Origin of the sequence: Aureimonas pseudogalii, from assembly GCF_014196835.1 — a bacterium.
Lineage (GTDB): Bacteria > Pseudomonadota > Alphaproteobacteria > Rhizobiales > Rhizobiaceae > Aureimonas > Aureimonas pseudogalii.
This window is the reverse complement of record NZ_JACIEK010000002.1, coordinates 157,831-175,623: the sequence shown is the minus strand read 5'-3', so window position 1 is coordinate 175,623 and position 17,793 is coordinate 157,831. Positions and strand designations below refer to the sequence as shown.

Here is a 17,793-nt window from a genome sequence, read left to right as displayed (position 1 = left end):
GAACGCGCGGAGATCGCCTATCGCCGGTGCAGCTGGCAGCCGGGGTTCATGCGGCCGGCGGGGTCGAGCGCGCCCTTCAGCGCCCGGAGCAGCCCCTCCTGCACGCCGCCGAGCCGGGCCTCGAAATCCGCCCGCTTCAGGCGGCCGATGCCGTGCTCGGCGCTGATCGAGCCGCCGAACCGGTCGAGCACGGCGTTCACCGTCTCCTTGGCCGCCTTGATGCGCGCCGCCACCGCGCCAGGGCCACCCTCCTGCGGCGGCAGCACGTTGAAATGGATGTTGCCGTCGCCGACATGGCCGTAGGCGACGGAGCGGCAGTCGGGGAGATCACGCGCCACCGCCGCATGCGCCTCGGCGACGAAGCGCGCGACCTGCGAGAGCGGCACCGAGACGTCGGTGCGCAGATGCGCCCCCAGCATCGCCTGCCCGTCGTTCATGCCCTCGCGGATGCGCCAGAGCTGCAGCGCCTGCGCCCGCGAGGCCGCCACCACGCCGTCGAGCACCAGCCCCTCCTCCATCGCCCCTTCGAGGAAGCGGTCGAGCAGGGCGCGGATGTCGACGAGGCCGGTGCCGGCGAGTTCCATCAGCACGTAGGCGGGGTGCGCGCCGGGCAGCGGATCGACGAGATCGGGATGGGCGATCTGCGCCAGCGCCACCGCCTCGGGGCCGATGAGCTCGAAGGCGCTGATGAGGTCGCAGCAGTCGGTGCGCGCGCGCCGGTAGAGCGCCATCGCTTCCTCGACGCTGCCGAGCGCCAGAAGCGCGGTCTCGACCTGCGTCGGCTTCACCAGCAGCTTGAGCGCCACGCCCGTGACGATGCCGAGCGTGCCCTCGGCGCCGATGAAGAGCTGCTTGAGATCGACGCCGCGATTGTCCTTGCGAAGCGTCGAGAGCCCGTCCCAGACCGTGCCGTCGGGCAGCACCACTTCGAGGCCGAGCACCAGCTCGCGCGTCATCCCGTAGCGCAGGACGTTGATGCCCCCGGCATTGGTGGAGACGTTGCCGCCGATCCGACAGGAGCCCTGCGCCCCCAGCGACAGGGGAAAGAACCGATCCTCCGCCTCCACCGCCGCCTTGATTGTCTCGAGCACGCAGCCGGCGTCCACCACGGCCGAGAAGTCGTCGGGGTCGATGCGCCGGATGCGCGTCATCCGGTCGAGCGAGAGCACCACTTCGGCCCCCGCCTCGTCGGGAATGCCGCCGAGCACGAGGCCGGTGTTGCCGCCCTGCGGCACGAGCGCGAGGCCGAGCTCGGCGCAGAGCCTCACCGCCGCCGAGACCTCCGCTGTCGAGCCCGGCCGCAACACCGCCACGGCCGAGGTCTGGACGTCGCCGTGCCAGTCGCGGCAGTAGCGGGCGACGTCGTCCGGCTCGGTCAGCACCATCGCGGCCCCGAGCCCCGCGACCAGCCGCTCTCTCGCTTCGTCCTGCACCATCGCCCTCTCCTCTTCCCGCTCCTGATATCTCATATCTCGGGCGCCGGCAGCCATCGTGCGCCAATTTTAGGGATGGGCGAGACGCGATTTTAAGGCAGGCCTGCGAAACTGATGGGGCTGTCAACGCTCGAAGGAACCGATGAGCGCGCTCGCCCCGAACCGCCGGCTGCCGGCCTTCGCACCCGTCCTCGCCTTCCCGTCGAATGCCGGTTCGAGCACCGCGCCTTCGGGGCCTCGTCTGTCGGAGATCATCGAGGCGCTGAGCCACGCGCTCGACATGACGGAGGGCCAGCCGCCGGGCCACTGCATCCGCTCGGCCTTCATCGGCACGCGCATCGGCGCGGCGGTCGGCCTCGGCGAAGCGGCGCTGCACGACCTGCGCTACACGCTGCTGCTCAAGGATCTCGGCTGCTCCTCCAACGCCGCGCGGCTCTGCCAGCTCTACCTGACCGACGATCTCGGCTTCAAGCAGGCCTTCAAGCGCATCGACGACGGCCTGCCCGAGGTGCTGCGCTTCGTGATCGGCCACACTGGCCTGAAGTCCGGCCTCGCCGAGCGGCTGCGCGCCATCGTCCACATCGTGCGCAACGGCGGCGAGATCGCGCAGGAGCTGATCGAGACGCGCTGCGGGCGCGGCGCGGCCATCGCGCGCAAGCTGCGCTTCTCGGAAGCCGTGGCCGAGGGCGTCGCCTCGCTCGACGAGCACTGGGACGGCGGCGGCAAGCCGGCGAAGCTCGCCGGCGAGGCGATCCCGCTCTTCTCGCGCATCGCCCTTCTGGCGCAGGTCGTCGACGTCGTCCATCAGGGCGGGGGCCGCGGGGCCGCGCTGGCGGAAGCCGCCAAGCGCACCGGGCGCTGGTTCGATCCAGTCCTCGCCCTCGCCTTCGCCCGCATCGCCGCCGATCCGGCGTTCTGGGAGCGGCTCGAAGGCCCGCAGGACGGACTGCTCGAACGTTTCGACGAGAGCGACGCACGCCCCGACGAGGACTATCTCGACGACATCGCCGAGGCCTTCGCCGAGATCGTCGATTCCAAGAGCCCTTACACGTCCGGCCATTGCCAGCGCGTCGCCGCCGTCACCGACCTCATCGGCGAGAGCCTCGGGCTCGACGCGGCCAAGCGGCGCTGGATGAAGCGCGCGGCGCTCCTGCACGACGTCGGCAAGCTCGGCGTCTCCAACACCATCCTCGACAAGCCGGGCAAGCTCGACGAGGCCGAGTGGATGGAGATGCGCCGGCACGCCAGCCACAGCCGCACGATCCTCGCCCGCATTCCCGCCTTCGCCGAGATCGCGGCGGTGGGCGGCGCCCATCACGAGCGCCTGGACGGCCGAGGCTATCCCGATGGCCTCAAGGGCGAGGCCATCTCCTTCGAGACGCGCATCGTCACCGTGGCCGACATCTTCGACGCGCTCACCGCCGACCGGCCCTACCGCGCGGCGATGCCGGTGAGCCAGGCGCTCGCCATCATGGAGCGCGACGTCGGCACCGCCATCGACGCGACATGCTTCGCGGCGCTGCGCCGCGCCCTCGGCGAGCTCGCGCCCGATCTCGTGCCGGTCGCCGCGACGGTGGCGCCGATCGTGCGCCTCGCGCCGCACATCACCCCCGTTCTCGCGTAGGGGGAAGACGGAGCGCCCCTCGCGGCGGCGCGGCGGCGGCGCTATATGAGAGCGAAAGCCCGCGATCACGACGCCGTCGCGATCGCCGCCGGCGCCTCGATGATCCCTGCCGCCATGCCCCATGCCGCTCCCGCCGCCTCCGCATCCTCCCCCGCACCGCCTCCGGTCGAGGCTCACGGGGCTCGCCCGTCGGCGACGCTCCGGCCCGCGACGCTCCACGATCTCGACGCGCTGGCGGCGCTCGAATGCGCCGCGTTCGACGCCGACCGTATTTCGCGCCGCTCCTTCCGCAATCTCCTGCAGTCGCGCTCGGCGCTGGTGATCGCGGCGATGAACGATGTGGGCGGGCTCGCCGGCTATGCCGCGATCCTGTTTCGCGCCGGCACCGCGCTCGCCCGGCTCTACTCCATCGCGGTGGCGGGCGAGGCGGCGGGGCGCGGCGTCGGCGCAGCGCTGCTGGCGCGCGCCGAGCACGAGGCCTTCGAGCGCGACCGCATCGGCCTGCGGCTGGAGGTGCGCGAGGACAATTCTCGCGCCATTGCGCTCTACCGGCGCGCCGGCTACCGGCCGATCGGGCGCTATCTCGACTATTACGCCGACCACACGAGCGCCATCCGCTTCGAGAAGACGCTGCGCGGCGACCACCCGCTCGACACCGGCGTGCCCTATTACGAGCAGACCACCGACTTCACCTGCGGCGCCTGCTGCCTGATGATGGCGCTGGCGCGCGACGGCGCGGGCGTCGCGATGAGCCCGGTGCTGGAGCTGCGCCTCTGGCGCCAGGCCACCACGATCTTCATGATGTCGGGGCCGGGCGGCTGCGAGCCCTACGGCCTCGCCGTCACCGCGCACGAGATGGGCCTCGACGCCGCGATCCACGTCTCCGAGCCCGGCGATCTCTTTCTCGACGGGGTGCGAAGCCCCGAGAAGCAGCGCGTCATGGCGCTGGCGCAGGAGGATTTCCGCGCGCGCGCCGAGGAGTACGGCATTCCCGTCACCATCCGGCCCTTCACGATCGAGGATCTGCGCGCCGCCGTCGCCGCCGGCCGGACCGCGACCGTGCTGATCTCCGGCTATCACATGTTCGGCCAGAAGGTGCCGCACTGGGTGCTGGTGCATGGCGACGACGGGCGGCACCTCGTGATCCACGATCCCTGGGTCGCCGACGAGCGGGGCGAGTCGATGGCGGACGCGGCCAACCTGCCGATCCCCTACGCCGCCTTCGCCCGCATCGCGCGCTTCGGCAAGGTCGGCCTCAAGGCCGCCGTATTCCTCGAACGACGTGGCGCCCGCGGCGCCTGACCCGGCCGCCGCGCCTCCCGCCCTCCGGCCGCCCTCCGGCCCCTCGAAAGTCGTCTTCCCCGATGTCCCAATGGGTCATTCTGGTCGGCCGCGCGTCCGACCTCGACAACGCCTCGACCCCGCACAAGATCATGACGAGCCGGGACTATCTCGCCCGCCCCGCGCTCTTCGGGGGGCAGCGGCCGAAGATCATCAATCTCTGCCGCTCCTACGCCTACCAGAGCCGGGGCTACTACGCCTCGCTGCTGGCAGGGGCGCGCGGCCACCGGGTCATCCCCTCGGTGGAGACGATGATCGACCTCTCCGAGCGCAAGCTCCACGAGAACGCGTTGCCGGAGCTGGAGGCGGTGCTCGCCAAGGTGTTCGATCGCCACCCGCTGCCGGCCGAGCCGATCCGCGTCTATTTCGGCCAGGCGCCCGAACCGCGGCTGGAGCGCTTCGCCAAGCTCCTGTTCGACTGGTTCCGCGCCCCCGCCTTGGAGGTGACGCTGGAGATGCGCGAGGGCGTGCGCATCAAGCGCATCGGCTTCCTGTCGGTGGGCAAGATGAACGAGCCCGAGAAGCGCCGCTTCCTCGAGGCGCTGGAGCGCTACACGGCGCGCGAATGGCGGGACGCACGCACCAAGACGCCGGCGAAATATTCCTTCGCCACCCTCTTCGACCCCAAGGACGAACTGCCGCCCTCCTCGGTGGAGAGCCTGCGCCACTGGGCCAAGATCGCCGCGCGCATGGGCGTCGACGTCGAGCCGATCACCCGGCGCGACCTGCCGCGCCTCGCCAATTTCGACGCGCTCTTCATCCGCGAGACGACCTCGCTCTCCAACCACACCTACCGCTTCGCCCGGCGCGCGATGCAGGAGGGCATGCCCGTCATCGACGATCCCGTGTCGATGATCCGCTGCACGAACAAGGTCTATCTGAACGAACTGATGACGGCGAACGGGGTCTGCGTGCCCCGCTCGGTGATGATCGGGGGCCGCGAGGACCTCGTGAAGGCCGCCGACGAGCTCGGCTTCCCGATGGTGCTGAAGATCCCCGACGGATCCTTCTCGCGCGGCGTGAAGAAGCTGGAGACCATGGCCGCGCTCGAAGCGCTCGCCGGCGCATGGCTGGAGGATTCCGACCTCCTCATCGCCCAGGAATACATGCCGACGCGCTTCGACTGGCGGATCGGCGTCCTCGGCGGCAAGCCGCTCTTCGCCGTGCAGTACCACATGGCCAAGGCGCACTGGCAGATCATCAACCACGACGCGGGCGGGCGCCCGATGGAGGGCGGCTTCACCGCCTTCGCGCTCGCCGACGCGCCGGCGCAGGTGCTGGATGCCGGGCTGCGCGGGGCCCGCTGCATCGGCGACGGGCTCTACGGCGTCGATCTCAAGGAGACCGACCGCGGCGTCTTCCTCATCGAGGTCAACGACAATCCCAATCTCGAGCACGGCGTGGAAGACGCCGCCGAGAAGGACGAGGTCTGGACCCGCCTCACCCGCTGGTTCATCGACCGGCTGGAGCGGACGTGAGACCTCAATCTCCGCCTTCGTCGGTCAGGAGATCGGGACCCGACTTTTGGACGCGCCGATTGACCTTCTTGATATCCTCGGCGACGGGAAGCGCCTCCGGCATCGTACCGCCGATCTCGGCAATGGTCTGGCGGACCTTCAAACCGATGTCATAGTGGGTCTGATTGGCTTTTTCTTTCCCACGAATACCGTCGCGCCTTAGCTTCTCCTCGGTCTGTGTCGCCCGGAAGAGGTTCGCGGCGAGCTCGGTGCTGCCCATGTGATCGAGGATGGGTTGCTTCGGCTTCAATCCCTTGTGGCGCTGAATGCCAGCGACGTCGAGACCGCCATAAAGGCCCTTGTAGCCATGGGTCCGGAAGACCAAGAAGTCGAAGGGAGTGTCGACCCCGGCAGTCTTGGCCGTGCTCGCAAGGCTCTTGTTGTGCTTCTTGATCTCGTCGCGAAGCGGGCATCGCCGCTCGTCTTCGGAGAGAACGGGGGCCGGCACGGCGGCTTGGTCGTTGAGTTCGGCCCGGCGTGTCTGGATGGCGAAGTAAGTCTGGGCGAACGCGACAGGTCTTTTCCGGCCATCGGCATTCTGCGCCACCAGATAGCTGGCATAACGGCTGAGGGCGATGTCCTCGATCTCACGCTCGGCACCACTGCCGAGCGTGACCATTTTCCCGACGTCAGGAAAATGGTCCGCAGGGTCGTGGCCCGACATCTCGCAGGCAATCCGTGCCCGCTCGATGACCGTCAGGAAATTCTCCCACTTGGCGTAATCGAGGAGCGTCTGCAGATCACGCGCGAACCAGTATTCGTGCCCCTCGACATCGGTATGACCCGCAGCTTCGAAACGCTCGATCAGGTCGCCGATCGTCTCGTCCGGCATCTTCGCGACGAGCGTCGGCGCTCGAGGCGGATCCATGTCGGGGATGGTTTCATCCAGCAAAGGATCGACATCGGGCGTTCGAGTTGGGTCTTGCACGGCTACGCCTTCTGCTCGCCTCTAGGCCGGACCCTACAATCTCCAGGCGAATAAAACGAGATGGAACGGTGACCCCGCGACGCGTTTCGGGCGCAAGGTGGCGTCAGGCGCAGCCGCCGGCCGAGGAGCCGTCGACGGGCTCGATCTGGACCTGCGTGTGGCCCGACGAGATGAAGCCGAGCTTCTGGGCAGCACCCTTCGAGAGGTCGATCATGCGGCCCTTCACGAAGGGGCCGCGATCGTTGATGCGCACCACCACGGAACGCTGGTTGCGCAGGTTCGTGACCTTGACCTTCGAGCCGAGCGGCAGCGTCTTGTGGGCGGCGGTCATGCCCATCGGGTTCATGCGCTCGCCGGACGCGGTCCGCGAGGTCAGCGCATACCACGAAGCGCCCCCGCAGGTGGTCTTCACGCGCGGCACCGCTTGAGCGGGCCCGATCGAGAGAGCGGAGAGACCCACCAGGGCAGCGGCTGCGAGCGTCGTCTTCTTCAAAGGTCCGAACCTGTCCAGTTTCATGCGGACAGGGACCGAGCCTCTTGAATTCCTTTTGGAAATTCCCTCGTGGCCCCCGCCGATCGACAGGGGCCAAGTGCCGGCCGGAGAAGGCCAAAAGACGGCGGTTCCATCACGGAATATATTCTTAAGACATCTTAATGAAAGGTTGCGTGATCGCAACCCTTGCCCGTCAGGGTTTCAACGCCGCCAGCCCTTCACGAAACGTTGGGAAAATAAATTCGTATCCGAGCGATTTCAGGCGGTGATTCACCACGCGCTTGTTCTCTCCGTAGAAAGATCGTGCCATCGGCGTGAGATCGGCGGTGTCGAAATCGACCTCCGGCGGCAGCGGGAAACCGCCGAGCCGGGCGGCATGGGCCACCACGTCCTGCGGCGGGGCGGGCTCGTCGTCGGTGACGTTGAACACCCCGGAGATCTCGTTGCGCGCCATCAGGCCGAGAGCGCCCGCGATGTCGGCGACGTGGATCCGGTTGAACACCTGGCCGGGCTTCACCAGCCGCCGGGCGCGGCCCGCCTTGAGGTTCTCGAACGTGTTGCGGCCGGGACCGTAGATGCCCGACAGGCGCAGCACCGCCAGAGCGGCGCCGCGCTCGGCCGCCGCCTCTCCCCAGGCCGCCTCCGCCGCCACGCGCTCGCGCGAGCGCTGCGACACCGGCTTCAACTCGCTCGTCTCGTCCACCCAGCCGCCGCCGTGGTCGCCGTAGACGCCGACGGTGGAGAGGTAGCCGATCCAGCGCAAACGCGGCATCGCGTGGACGATGGCGTCGCGGTAGCAGCGCAGCACGGGATCGCCCGCCTCGCCCGGCGCGATCGAGACGAGGAGATGCGTGGTGCGATGGAGCGCGGCGTCGATGCCGGGGCCGGGCCGCTCGCCGTCGAAGACGAAGGGCTTCAGCCCGTGCGCGGCGAGACTGGCCGCCTTTTCGGGCGTGCGCGTGGTGACGCCGCTCACCAGTCCGTGCGCCAGGGTGTCGGTGAAGGCGCGGGCCGAGAAGCCGCAGCCGAACACGAAGAGGCGCATCGGATTGCCGGCGCGCGGGCCCTCTCCGGGCTGGCTCTGCGGCTCGGGGTGCTGCGGGTCGGGGGAGCGGCGATCGTCGTTGTCGGCCGGGGGCTTCGTCACGGGCATCACGCTCCTCGAGGTGGTGGCGGGGCCGTCTCGTCGGCCGGGCGGCCCTGCAGGATGGCGGCCCATTCGCCCCGCACCTCTTCGTCCGGCTCGAACGCCTCGCCGTCAAGGGCCAGCGCCTCGCGCGCCCGCACGATGGCCCGCGCCGGCGCGAGTTCCCCGAGTGCCCAGGCCGCCATCGCCCGCACGCCGGGCGCCTCGTCGTCGAGCCGCGCCTCCACACGGGGCAGAAGCACCGCCTCGCCGGAATTGCCGGCCGCGATCAGGCAGTTGGCGACGAACTTCGCCCGGCCGACGCGCTTCACCGGCGAGCCCGAAAAGAGCGCGCGGAACGCCGCGTCGTCCAGCACGAGCAGCTCGGCGAGCGGAGGGGATTTCAGATCCTCGCGCGCCCGGAGCTTGGCCTCGCGCGCCTCCACCGCGAACTTGTTCCACGGGCAGACGGCGAGGCAGTCGTCGCAGCCGTAGATCCGGTTGCCCATCGCGCGGCGGAACGCGCGCGGCACGGGGCGGCGCGTCTCGATCGTGAGATACGAGATGCAGCGGCGGGCATCCAGCCGATAGGGCTCGGGAAAGGCGTCGGTCGGGCAGGCGTCCTGGCAGGCGCGGCAGGAGCCGCAGAGATCGCGGCCGGGCGCGTCGGGCGCAAGATCGATCGTGGTGACCACCGAGCCGAGAAACAGCCACGAGCCAAACTCGCGCGACACGAGATTGGTGTGCTTGCCCTGCCAGCCGAGCCCCGCCGCCTCGCCGAGCGGCTTCTCCATGACGGGCGCGGTGTCGACGAAGACCTTGGCGTCGTGAAGCCCGCCGTCGTCACGGGGCCCCGCGCGGGCGACGAGCCGGCCGGCGAGTTCCTTCAGCTTGCCCTTGACCACGTCGTGATAATCGCGGTGCCGGGCATAGACCGAGATCGCCCCCCGGTCGCGGCGGGCTTGGATGGCGAGCGGATCCTCGTCGGGGCCATAGTTGAGGCCGAGCACGATCACCGAGCGGGCATCGGGCCACAGCGCTTCCACCGAGCGCCGGCGCGCGGCCGTTTCGGGCAGCCAGTCCATCGTGCCGTGATGGCCTTCGGCGATGAACCGGTCGAGCCGCTCGCCCTGCAGGGCGTCGGCGCTCGCGCGCGTCACCCCCACCGCGCCGAAGCCGAGGCGCCGGGCGTCGTCGTCGAGAAAGCGTCGGAGCGCCGCGGGGGAGAGAGGATCGGCCATACCCGGCGCAGTCTAGCGCATCGGCGCGGCTAGCGCGGCGATTTCGCCCGCGCCGCCCCGGCGTGCGGACAGGCCCCGCCTGGCGCCTGCGCTCAGAAATCGAGTTCGGCGTAGTGCGCCACCGGCGGAATGCCGCGCACGCGCTCGGCGAGGAAGGGCCGGAACGAGGGGCGCGACTTCATCCGCATGTACCATTCCTTGGCCGACGGCTCCTCGTCCCAGGCGACCTCGCCGAGATAGTCGAGGATCGACACCGCCGAGGCCGCCGCGAGATCGGCATAGGAGAGCTTCGGCCCCGACAGCCAGTTGCGGCTTTCCGCCAGCCAGCCGATGTAGCGCATGTGGTTCTTGAGATTGGCGCGCGCCGCGCGGATGGCGGAGGCGTCGGGCGAGCCGCCGCCCTCGTTCGTGCGCATCTCCAGCTTGAACACGCGCTCGCGCACGAGATAGCGCGTCACCTCGCCGTCCATCTTCACCAGGAACCACTCGGTCAGGCGGCGGATCTCGGCGCGCTCGTTCGGCTGTTCGGCCAACAGCCGGCGCTCGCGCTGGAAGGCGCCGCGCGTCTCGTCGAGATATTCGGCCACCACGGTGCCGCCCACCACCGGCGGCCCCTTGCCCTCCACCAGCACGGGCAGCGTCGCGGCCGGGTTCATCGCCAGAAACTCGGGACGCCGCTCCCAGGGGCGCTCGTCCACCAGTTCGGCCCGCTCGCCATACTCGCCGAGAACCAGCCTGACGAAGCGGGAGGCGGCGGACATCGGGTGTTGGTGGAGGGTGAGCATGAAGGGCAGACACTCGGGTGTTCGAGGCGCGGACGCAAGATCCGATCCTCGGGCTGCGGCGGGACGACGGCTCCGCGCGGGGCAAGGGGCGAGCCTAACAGCGACAGGCTTAGCCAAACGTAAAGGCTCCGCACCGTCGTCCGATCGCGGCCCTATCCGATCGTGTGGGTGCACATAATTCAATCGGCCGAATGCGCAAGTCGGCTTTCTCGCACGCCGGGCCTTGCCGTCATCGTGCGGAAAGGTTCAAGAGCCCATGATGGCGGGCCGCCGGCTTCGGCCTGTCCCGCAACCGACCAGCGATCCGCCGCCGCGGGGTCGCGCCACAGGACGCCGCCATGGATGCCATCCAGTATCTCGACGCGATCATCCTCGGCCTGATCGAGGGTCTGACCGAGTTCATTCCGGTGTCCTCCACCGCGCATCTGCTTCTGGCGGGCGAACTCCTGGGCTTCCGCACCTCGGGCGACACGTTCCCCGTGCTGATCCAGCTCGGCGCGGTGCTCGCCGTGCTCTCGGTCTATTTCGGCCGGCTCTGGCATCTCGCCGTGACGCTGCCCTCCTCGGCGAAGAGCCGGCGTTTCGTCGGCGGCATTCTCCTCGCCTTCCTGCCGGCGGCGGTGATCGGGGCCATCGCCCACGACTTCATCAAGACCGTGCTCTTCGAGTCGCCGATGACGATCTGCGTGGCGCTCGTCCTCGGCGGGTTCGTGCTCCTCGTGATCGACCGTCTGCCGCTGGTGCCGCGCTACCGCGACGTGGAGGAGTATCCGCTGTCGCTCTGCCTGAAGATCGGCTTCTTCCAGTGCCTGGCGATGATCCCCGGCACCTCGCGCTCGGGCGCCACCATCGCCGGGGCGCTGCTGCTCGGCACCGACAAGCGCTCGGCGGCCGAGTTCTCGTTCTTCCTCGCCATGCCCACCATGGCCGGCGCCTTCGCCTACGACCTCCTGAAGAACCGCGCGCTGCTGACCATGGACGACGCCGCGCTCATCGCCATCGGCTTCGTGGTCTCGTTCCTCGCCGCGCTCGTGGTGGTGAAGTCGCTGCTCGGCTTCGTCTCGCGCTACGGCTTCGCCCCCTTCGCGTGGTGGCGCATCGTGGTGGGCGCGATCGGCATCGGCGTGATCCTCGCCTATCGCTGAGCCCGGCTCCCGGCGGGGAGAGCGCGGGAGAGCGGCGGCGGGCCTGGGTTTCCCGGTGCGCGCGTCAGGCCCCCGCCCGGCGGGTTGCGGGGCCTTGCTGCATCCCTCGTCCCCCGCGAGAAGCGCCTTTTCACACGCACCGCACGCCGGCCGAACACCCCGCACCCGGCACCCTTAACCGGCCACTAACCCCGTTCCTTTACCACTCGCGCACCATCCCTTGCCGAGTGTCCCCATGGTTCGCGCCGTCCCCCTCCTCCTCTCCGGCGCGCTGGCGCTGAGCCTGTCGGCCTGCGCCGGGAACCAGGCCTCGAGCCTCGCCATCCGCAAGCCGCAAGCTGCGGCGGCCCCAGCAACCCCGGCCGCTCCGACACAGACTGGCCGGCCCGGCACCTCGGTGCCCGCCCTCGGCTTCGCCGCCACCGCGCCCAAGGTCGACGACGCGTTTCCGCTGCGCCAGTCGTTCCGCCCCGCCTTCGCTTCCAAGCTCGCCGGACGCTCCATCCCCGTCTCGCGCCTCTCCGACATCAAGCTGGAGAACCGCGAGGTCGTGCTGACCTTCGACGACGGCCCCGTTCCCGGCAAGACGCGGCGGATCCTCGCGGCGCTCGACGAGGCCGGCGTCGGCGCGACCTTCCTGATGGTCGGTGCCATGGCGAACGCCTATCCCGCGATCGCGCGCGAGGTCGCCGCGCGCGGCCACACGATCGGCACCCACACGCAGAGCCACCGCAACCTCGCCCACCTGAGCGACGAGGCGGCGATGGCCGAGATCCGTGCGGGACAGCGCAGCGTCGCGGCGGCGCTGGCGCCCGCCGGTTTCGAGCCCGCGCCCTTCTTCCGCTTCCCCTATCTCGCCGACCGCCCGTCGCTGCGCCAGCGCATCTCCGAAGAGGGGATCGTGGCGATCGACGTCGACGTCGATTCCAAGGACTATTTCCACGCGACGCCCGACGCGGTGAAGGACCGCACGCTGCTCTCGCTGGAGATGCACGGGCGCGGCATCATCCTCTTCCACGATATCCACGAGCGCACGGCCGCCATGCTGCCGGGGCTCCTCGCGGGCCTGGAACGGCGCGGCTTCAAGGTCGTGCGCCTCGTGCCCCCCGGCAATCCGCCGCTGGTGGCCTCGCTGCAGCCCGCCGCGACGCCGGCGATCTGATCGCGGCGGTCCTCGTGGGGAGGAAGCAGACCGGGCGCCGAGCGGCGATGGGCCACGCCTGCGTCCCTGCGAGCCCGGCCGCGGAGCGCGCCGACGTTCGACGCGCCTCCCTCGCGGTGCGCGTCGAGGAGGCGCCCTCCTTCCGGCGAGCGGGGGCGACGGTGCGTCGGCCGGCGCCGTCGTCGGGCCTTGGCGACGCCGTCGTCAGCTCCTTTTCAAGCCTTGGCGACGCCGTCGTCGCCGGGCAGGCTCGTGTCCTCGGCCGGGCGGTCGTCGTGATCCTGCGGCTTGGTGAACTGCCCTTGCGGGCGGAAGCGCACGAGATAGGTCGGCAGCACCGCCTCGAGCGTGCGGGGCCGGATGCCGAAGGCGGCGAAGGTGCGCCCCTCGGCCTCGGCCTCGGCCGACACCACGTTGTCGATCTGCAGCTGCACCACCTGGTCGGGCGTCAGCGGGCTGCCCGGCAGGTACTGGGCGAACTCGGCGAGGCGCACCGCGGCGCCGAAGGGGATGGAGAGGAAGCGCTTGCGCCGCTCCACGACGCGCAGCATCTCCTCCATCATCTCGCGGAAGCTCAACGCCTCGGGGCCGCCGAGCTCGTAGACCCGGCCACCCGCGACCGCCCCCTCCACGGCGCCGGCCACCGCCAGCGCGACGTCGTTGACGAAGACCGGCTGGAAGCGCGTCGCCCCGCCGCCGAGCAGCGGGATGAAGGGCGAGAGGCGCGCCATGTCGGCGAAGCGGTTGAAGAACTGGTCCTCGGCGCCGAAGACGATCGAGGGCCGCAGGATCACCGCCTCCGGCACGGCGGCCAGCACCCGCGCCTCGCCCTCGGCCTTGGTGCGGGCATATTCGGAAGGCGACGCGGCGTCCGCCCCGATCGCCGACATCTGCACGACAGGCAGGCCTCGCTTGGCGGCGGCTTCCGCAACGAGGCCGGCGCCCTTGGCCTGCAGCGCCGTGAAGTCCTGCTTGCCGGCCTCGGTCAGGATGCCGACGAGGTTCACGACGTGGTCGGAGCCCTCCACCGCCCGGTCGATCGACCAGGGATAGCGAAGGTTCGCCTGCACCGCCTGGATCTGCCCGAGCGTTCCCGCGATCTGCAGATGGTAGGCGAGATCGGGCCGGCGGCAGGCGACGCGGATGCGGTGGCCGCGCTTGGCGAGCGCATGGACGACGTAGCGGCCGAGAAAGCCCGACCCTCCGAACACCGTGATCTGCTTCTTCGTGTCGACTGCCATGGGAATGCCTCGCCTAGAGGGACGGTCCGCTCCGCGCGGGGGACGCCGAGCCTCATCTGTGGCGTCAGGCTTTAGCGGCAATCGCCCCCCGGGAAAAGCCGCCACCGCCCCACGCGGCCGAGCCCGATCGTCGCCCCGCCCGCAAGCCGCGGGACGCCGCCCGCAGCCCCGCCCGACGAACCATCGCCCGCGAGCAGCCCTGACCCGCAAACAGCCTTGGCCCGCAAACATGGCCCGTGGGCGACCTTCGCCCGCAAACACGATTGACAGCCGCCCGCGGGATCCCTATTCACCCCCGCAGTGCCCAGGTGGCGGAATTGGTAGACGCGCACGGTTCAGGTCCGTGTGTCGCAAGACGTGAAGGTTCGAGTCCTTTCCTGGGCACCAATTCCCCTGATACGTCAGGGAAGCCTGATAGTTCAGCGATCGCAGCCAGTCTAGAGCCGGAAGGCGTGCCGCGGAGTTGTGGTGGATCGCTGTGCAGGCGCAGGTTTGCGTTGCACCGCAACGTCGCTCAACACGTTCGGTTCGTCGAGCGCATCCCACTCGTACCTTGAGCGTTTGTCGGGCCGTTCGGTTCTGACTCCGATGGGTGAAGAATGCGGTTTTTCGGCTTGCCCGTGGCAGGACGGCCAGCCGGTCGGCATCGACATCTCTCACGGAACCGCGCCGGTCTTCCTGTCGCGGCTGCCGGGATCGACGCCCGACCATGTCGATCCGCTTCGGCGCGAGCGTGCGGTCGCGCCGCGCTTCCACCATCGTTCGCTCTCCGTGCCGCCTGTGCGAGGCGAAGGGTGTGGAGTTCGCCGCGCGACCAGCGTCCGGCGGCGACTTCGCGGCGAGCGGCGGCGCGGTGCCCATCGTGCTGCGCCGGAGCGGCATGGTCGGGGTCGCAACCATCGGCAGGCTTTCCGACACGCAGGATCACGCCCTGGTCGCCGCGCCGCTGCGCGGCCTGCGCGAGAGCCAACGTCGATCCGACGCGTCCGCCTGATCGATGCCGGCGAATCCTACGATCCCGTCTTCATCGTTATCGACGAGGTGTACCGCGGGCGCGCGAAGACGGGGAGGTAGAGGTCCGAAAAGACCCGGCCGAGGATCTCGGACAGCGGGCTCTGCTTCGACCATGTCTCCACGAGAACGACCGAGTCGTTCTTGGACAAGAGCGGCAGCTTGAGCGTCTTGAGATCGGCCGCCGTCATCTTCACGCTCGGAGAGACCGCATAGGACCAGTCGATCACCGCCGCGCCTTCGACCGTCTTGATGCTGGTGACCCGGTAGCGCACCGACGCCTCGGAGCGCCCGGTCGATCGCAGGAAGATCTTGTAGGTCATGGCGAGGAAGCCGTTGTTCACCTCCAACTGGCGCGACAGGATGTCCGAGACGTTGAAGCTGGCCGCCTCGGCGGTCTTGGCACTTCGATAGAGATCGAACAGCGTGACGGAGGCGAGCAGCAACACGATCAGCAACGGCGCCAGCAACGCGAACTCGATGGAGGCGATGCCGCTCGCATCGGTGAAACGGCGCCGTGCGCTTCGGCGTCCATGGCGCTTCACGTTCCCGGCTCCGTCATGAAGGCCGAGCTCGAGACGAGGTTGTAGTCGTCGTTCCCGTCCTTGTGCATGTTCAGCCCCATCCCGAGCAGCGGGGTCAGGGGCGTGGCCGTCGCGCAGACGCGGATCAGCATGATCGTCGCCCGTGCGCTGCCGTAGAATTGCGGCGAAGGCGCGGAACCCGCGTTCCGGTCGACGCAGGTCGGCGACGCCGATGGGAAGTCCGCATCGGACTGGATCCGCGACAGTTCCACCGCGATCGACCGGGCGCAGTTCGGAATGACCATCGCCTCGTCGCAGATCAGCCGTCGAACGGCGTCGGCCGTGAGGCTGTCGGAGCTGTCGACGCGAAGCTCGCGAACCGCGAGGTCGAGGGCGCGATCGAGGAGAATGGCGCGCGTCATCATCCAGCCGGCTTCCGCCACCGAAAACAGAATGGCGAAGAAGAGAGGGGCAATGATGGCAAACTCGAGCGCCGAGGCGCCGGACGTCTCCCGTGCGAACCTGCGGCAGGACGTGCGGCCCATCATTCGACGATCCGCAGCTTCTGCATCGTCGTCGCGATGTTCTGAAACGCGGCGTTCATGTCGAGCCCGTCGATCCGGTAGGCATACGAGCTGTTGCTCGCACATTTCGCAATATTTTTCGCGATCGTCTCGTTCACCTTGAAGGCGATGGTGAAGATCTTGATCTTCTTGGCCTTGGCGTAGTCGCAGACCTTGTCGAACAGGGAATAGGCGGTCTTGCTGGAGTAGATGGTCTCGAATTCTTGGCCTCGGATCCCCAGCATGTTGGCGATCGGATTGGGCTTCGTCGGTCGTGGTTGATCCACGATGTCGCCATCGGTCATCAGCAGAATGAATTTCAGGGTTCGCTCGTCGTCGAACGGAAAGGGTCGGTCCGCGAAATCGGCCTGGATGGGCGCAAGCTTCTTGGAGATGATGGCGTTCACCAGACCGTTCGACTTCGGGTTCAGCAGCATCTCCCCCCATTTCATCGCGTACATCGTTCCCGTTCCGTCATACGGGACCAGTTCGTCGATCTTGCGCTTCAGGCCGTTCTTGTCGTTCTGCAAATAGGCGATCGACGTTTCTTCCTGCGGACACCACGGCATCCGGGTGCCCTTGTAGGTGAAGTCGCGGTTGAAATGCGGAACCTGGGCCGCTCTGGTGAAATCGGGAGGGTTCTCGTTGAAATCGCCCGCGCCCATTTCGAAGCAGGACGAATGGAGATGCTGGCGCGGGTTGCCGCTGCCCGCCAGATGGTCGAAGACCCGCTGGCCGACATTCACCTCTCCCGAGAACGGCACGATGCTCACGGAGGTCTGCGCGGCCAATTCGGGCTTCAGAACGATATCGAGAAAGCTCTTGGCCGCCGGCTTCAGCTGCGCCAGTCCTCCGTTGCTCACCATCGAACCCGAAATGTCTAGGACCATGGACAGCTCGACGTTCTTGCGCGCTTCCTCGGCAACGGATCTGGCGTGGACGGTCAGTTGAGCGACGTTGGCCAGATGCAGAAAGAACGTCGGCAAGGTCACCGTGGCGCTCGCCGTCACCTTTCTCGAATTCAACGTCACGTTCGACGTCACATCGAGACGTAGCTTCTGGTCTTCGGTGTAGACGGCTCCGAGAAAGCTCTCGACGACGGGTCTGGGCTCGCTCATCTGCGTCAGGGACGCGGCGGCGACCGTTCCGCGATCGAGCGCCGTCTGCAGGGATATCCTCGCCCGCTCGAAGCGAACGAGATCGACGGCCGATCCCGCCATGATCGTCAGCGGCATGATCGTCAGCGCCACGATGATCGAGACGTTTCCACGGCGACATCGCGCCAGGCGGCCGATGTCTGTCTTTGCAAGGCGGTCCATGTGGTGTCCGGGAGGTGATTTCTGACACCATCTAATCGCTCGACAATTAATATTGTTTGTATGACTTATTGAAAGCAGTGCTTACCGAACCCGGAGGATCGGAACGCGTGATCCCGCCCTCCCGGGCCTGCCGACGCAACGGAGTCCGCCTCCCGGCCCTGCGTCGGGGCCGGGCGGGCGCCCCTCGCTTGGCCCTTGCCCCCCGCCCCCCTGCCTCCCTTGCCAGGAGCCGGCCGGCGCAACGATCGACGGGGCGGATCGGCATCGCAGGGGTCTCCGGCAAGGGCGGTTCGATGGGCGGTTCGGTACACCCGTCCCCCGGCAACGCCGAGACCGATCC

At 68.8% G+C, this 17,793-nt stretch carries 16 protein-coding genes and 1 tRNA gene; 7 read left to right on the top strand and 10 right to left on the bottom strand.

The genetic code is table 11. The features are described from left to right. Positions 1-17: 17 nt before the first annotated feature. Positions 18-1,436 carry an FAD-binding oxidoreductase gene (locus GGR04_RS07380; protein WP_183199205.1) on the bottom strand — a complete coding sequence of 473 codons (1,419 nt, stop codon included), beginning with the start codon at positions 1,434-1,436 and terminating at the stop codon, positions 18-20. A 277-nt stretch (positions 1,437-1,713) separates the two neighbouring features. On the opposite strand from GGR04_RS07380, the gene GGR04_RS07375 reads away from it, so the two are divergent. The 3 genes from GGR04_RS07375 to GGR04_RS07365 all read left to right on the top strand — a co-directional run bounded on the left by GGR04_RS07375 (position 1,714) and on the right by GGR04_RS07365 (position 5,876). Continuing rightward, on the top strand, positions 1,714-3,057 hold the full coding sequence (locus GGR04_RS07375) for an HD-GYP domain-containing protein (protein WP_246392974.1): 1,344 nt from the start codon (positions 1,714-1,716) through the stop codon (positions 3,055-3,057). Positions 3,058-3,102: 45 nt separating this feature from the next. Continuing rightward, the gene (locus GGR04_RS07370) at positions 3,103-4,359 is read left to right on the top strand and encodes a GNAT family N-acetyltransferase/peptidase C39 family protein (RefSeq protein ID WP_246392920.1); all 1,257 of its coding nucleotides are present in this window, start codon (positions 3,103-3,105) and stop codon (positions 4,357-4,359) included. Between the two features lie 62 nt (positions 4,360-4,421). Further along, the gene (locus GGR04_RS07365; protein ID WP_183199203.1) at positions 4,422-5,876 is read left to right on the top strand and encodes a RimK family ATP-grasp domain-containing protein; all 1,455 of its coding nucleotides are present in this window, start codon (positions 4,422-4,424) and stop codon (positions 5,874-5,876) included. Positions 5,877-5,880: 4 nt separating this feature from the next. On the opposite strand, the gene dinD is transcribed toward GGR04_RS07365, so the two are convergent. The 5 genes from dinD to GGR04_RS07340 all read right to left on the bottom strand — a co-directional run bounded on the left by dinD (position 5,881) and on the right by GGR04_RS07340 (position 10,488). Beyond that, the gene (dinD, locus tag GGR04_RS07360; RefSeq protein WP_210291689.1) at positions 5,881-6,843 is read right to left on the bottom strand and encodes a DNA damage-inducible protein D; all 963 of its coding nucleotides are present in this window, start codon (positions 6,841-6,843) and stop codon (positions 5,881-5,883) included. Positions 6,844-6,946: 103 nt separating this feature from the next. Beyond that, positions 6,947-7,360, bottom strand: coding sequence for a septal ring lytic transglycosylase RlpA family protein (locus tag GGR04_RS07355; RefSeq protein ID WP_183199202.1), 414 nt, complete (start codon positions 7,358-7,360; stop codon positions 6,947-6,949). Between the two features lie 169 nt (positions 7,361-7,529). Further along, complete coding sequence (locus tag GGR04_RS07350) at positions 7,530-8,381, bottom strand: SDR family oxidoreductase (RefSeq protein ID WP_183199390.1); 852 nt, start codon at positions 8,379-8,381, stop codon at positions 7,530-7,532. A 107-nt stretch (positions 8,382-8,488) separates the two neighbouring features. Then, entirely contained in the window at positions 8,489-9,703 is a 1,215-nt protein-coding gene (gene queG / locus GGR04_RS07345; RefSeq protein WP_183199201.1) for a tRNA epoxyqueuosine(34) reductase QueG, read from the bottom strand. A 92-nt stretch (positions 9,704-9,795) separates the two neighbouring features. Next, positions 9,796-10,488 carry a glutathione S-transferase family protein gene (locus GGR04_RS07340; RefSeq protein WP_183199200.1) on the bottom strand — a complete coding sequence of 231 codons (693 nt, stop codon included), beginning with the start codon at positions 10,486-10,488 and terminating at the stop codon, positions 9,796-9,798. 338 nt (positions 10,489-10,826) lie between these two features. On the opposite strand from GGR04_RS07340, the gene GGR04_RS07335 reads away from it, so the two are divergent. Both GGR04_RS07335 and GGR04_RS07330 read left to right on the top strand, forming a co-directional pair. Further along, positions 10,827-11,633 (top strand): undecaprenyl-diphosphate phosphatase, encoded by an 807-nt coding sequence (locus GGR04_RS07335; RefSeq protein ID WP_183199199.1) that lies wholly within the window; start codon positions 10,827-10,829, stop codon positions 11,631-11,633. Positions 11,634-11,868: 235 nt separating this feature from the next. Further along, the gene (locus tag GGR04_RS07330) at positions 11,869-12,795 is read left to right on the top strand and encodes a polysaccharide deacetylase family protein (protein WP_183199198.1); all 927 of its coding nucleotides are present in this window, start codon (positions 11,869-11,871) and stop codon (positions 12,793-12,795) included. A 215-nt stretch (positions 12,796-13,010) separates the two neighbouring features. Here the strand turns inward: GGR04_RS07330 and GGR04_RS07325 are convergent, their stop codons facing one another. Beyond that, positions 13,011-14,036, bottom strand: coding sequence for a complex I NDUFA9 subunit family protein (locus tag GGR04_RS07325; RefSeq protein ID WP_183199197.1), 1,026 nt, complete (start codon positions 14,034-14,036; stop codon positions 13,011-13,013). A gap of 302 nt (positions 14,037-14,338) precedes the next feature. Between GGR04_RS07325 and GGR04_RS07320 the strand changes: the two genes are divergently transcribed. Then, positions 14,339-14,423 (top strand) — tRNA-Leu (locus tag GGR04_RS07320). Positions 14,424-14,745: 322 nt separating this feature from the next. Further along, positions 14,746-15,030: a heme-binding protein gene (locus tag GGR04_RS07315; protein WP_183199196.1), complete on the top strand. Its 285-nt coding sequence runs from the start codon at positions 14,746-14,748 to the stop codon at positions 15,028-15,030. 16 nt (positions 15,031-15,046) lie between these two features. Here the strand turns inward: GGR04_RS07315 and GGR04_RS07310 are convergent, their stop codons facing one another. From GGR04_RS07310 to GGR04_RS07300, 3 genes are read right to left on the bottom strand one after another with little or no spacing between them, the layout of a single operon-like run. Continuing rightward, entirely contained in the window at positions 15,047-15,592 is a 546-nt protein-coding gene (locus GGR04_RS07310; protein ID WP_183199195.1) for a TadE/TadG family type IV pilus assembly protein, read from the bottom strand. Further along, a complete protein-coding gene (locus GGR04_RS07305; RefSeq protein ID WP_183199194.1) occupies positions 15,589-16,119 on the bottom strand; it encodes a TadE/TadG family type IV pilus assembly protein in 531 nt (176 codons plus the stop codon). The genes GGR04_RS07310 and GGR04_RS07305 overlap by 4 nt, the downstream gene beginning before the upstream one ends. Continuing rightward, positions 16,116-17,453 (bottom strand): TadE/TadG family type IV pilus assembly protein, encoded by a 1,338-nt coding sequence (locus GGR04_RS07300; protein ID WP_183199193.1) that lies wholly within the window; start codon positions 17,451-17,453, stop codon positions 16,116-16,118. Before GGR04_RS07300 ends, GGR04_RS07305 begins: the two co-directional genes overlap by 4 nt. Positions 17,454-17,793 lie beyond the last annotated feature (340 nt).

What these genes read in the sequence shown, in the direction of transcription:
- GGR04_RS07380 (WP_183199205.1), bottom strand. Translation starts at nt 1,436, where the DNA reads ATGGTGCAGGACGAAGCGAGAGAGCGGCTGGTCGCGGGGCTCGGGGCC.
- GGR04_RS07375 (WP_246392974.1), top strand. Translation starts at nt 1,714, where the DNA reads ATGACGGAGGGCCAGCCGCCGGGCCACTGCATCCGCTCGGCCTTCATC.
- GGR04_RS07370 (WP_246392920.1), top strand. Translation starts at nt 3,103, where the DNA reads ATGAGAGCGAAAGCCCGCGATCACGACGCCGTCGCGATCGCCGCCGGC.
- GGR04_RS07365 (WP_183199203.1), top strand. Translation starts at nt 4,422, where the DNA reads ATGTCCCAATGGGTCATTCTGGTCGGCCGCGCGTCCGACCTCGACAAC.
- GGR04_RS07355 (WP_183199202.1), bottom strand. Translation starts at nt 7,360, where the DNA reads ATGAAACTGGACAGGTTCGGACCTTTGAAGAAGACGACGCTCGCAGCC.
- GGR04_RS07350 (WP_183199390.1), bottom strand. Translation starts at nt 8,381, where the DNA reads ATGCGCCTCTTCGTGTTCGGCTGCGGCTTCTCGGCCCGCGCCTTCACC.
- queG (WP_183199201.1), bottom strand. Translation starts at nt 9,703, where the DNA reads ATGGCCGATCCTCTCTCCCCCGCGGCGCTCCGACGCTTTCTCGACGAC.
- GGR04_RS07340 (WP_183199200.1), bottom strand. Translation starts at nt 10,488, where the DNA reads ATGCTCACCCTCCACCAACACCCGATGTCCGCCGCCTCCCGCTTCGTC.
- GGR04_RS07335 (WP_183199199.1), top strand. Translation starts at nt 10,827, where the DNA reads ATGGATGCCATCCAGTATCTCGACGCGATCATCCTCGGCCTGATCGAG.
- GGR04_RS07330 (WP_183199198.1), top strand. Translation starts at nt 11,869, where the DNA reads ATGGTTCGCGCCGTCCCCCTCCTCCTCTCCGGCGCGCTGGCGCTGAGC.
- GGR04_RS07325 (WP_183199197.1), bottom strand. Translation starts at nt 14,036, where the DNA reads ATGGCAGTCGACACGAAGAAGCAGATCACGGTGTTCGGAGGGTCGGGC.
- GGR04_RS07315 (WP_183199196.1), top strand. Translation starts at nt 14,746, where the DNA reads ATGTCGATCCGCTTCGGCGCGAGCGTGCGGTCGCGCCGCGCTTCCACC.
- GGR04_RS07305 (WP_183199194.1), bottom strand. Translation starts at nt 16,119, where the DNA reads ATGATGGGCCGCACGTCCTGCCGCAGGTTCGCACGGGAGACGTCCGGC.
- GGR04_RS07300 (WP_183199193.1), bottom strand. Translation starts at nt 17,453, where the DNA reads ATGGACCGCCTTGCAAAGACAGACATCGGCCGCCTGGCGCGATGTCGC.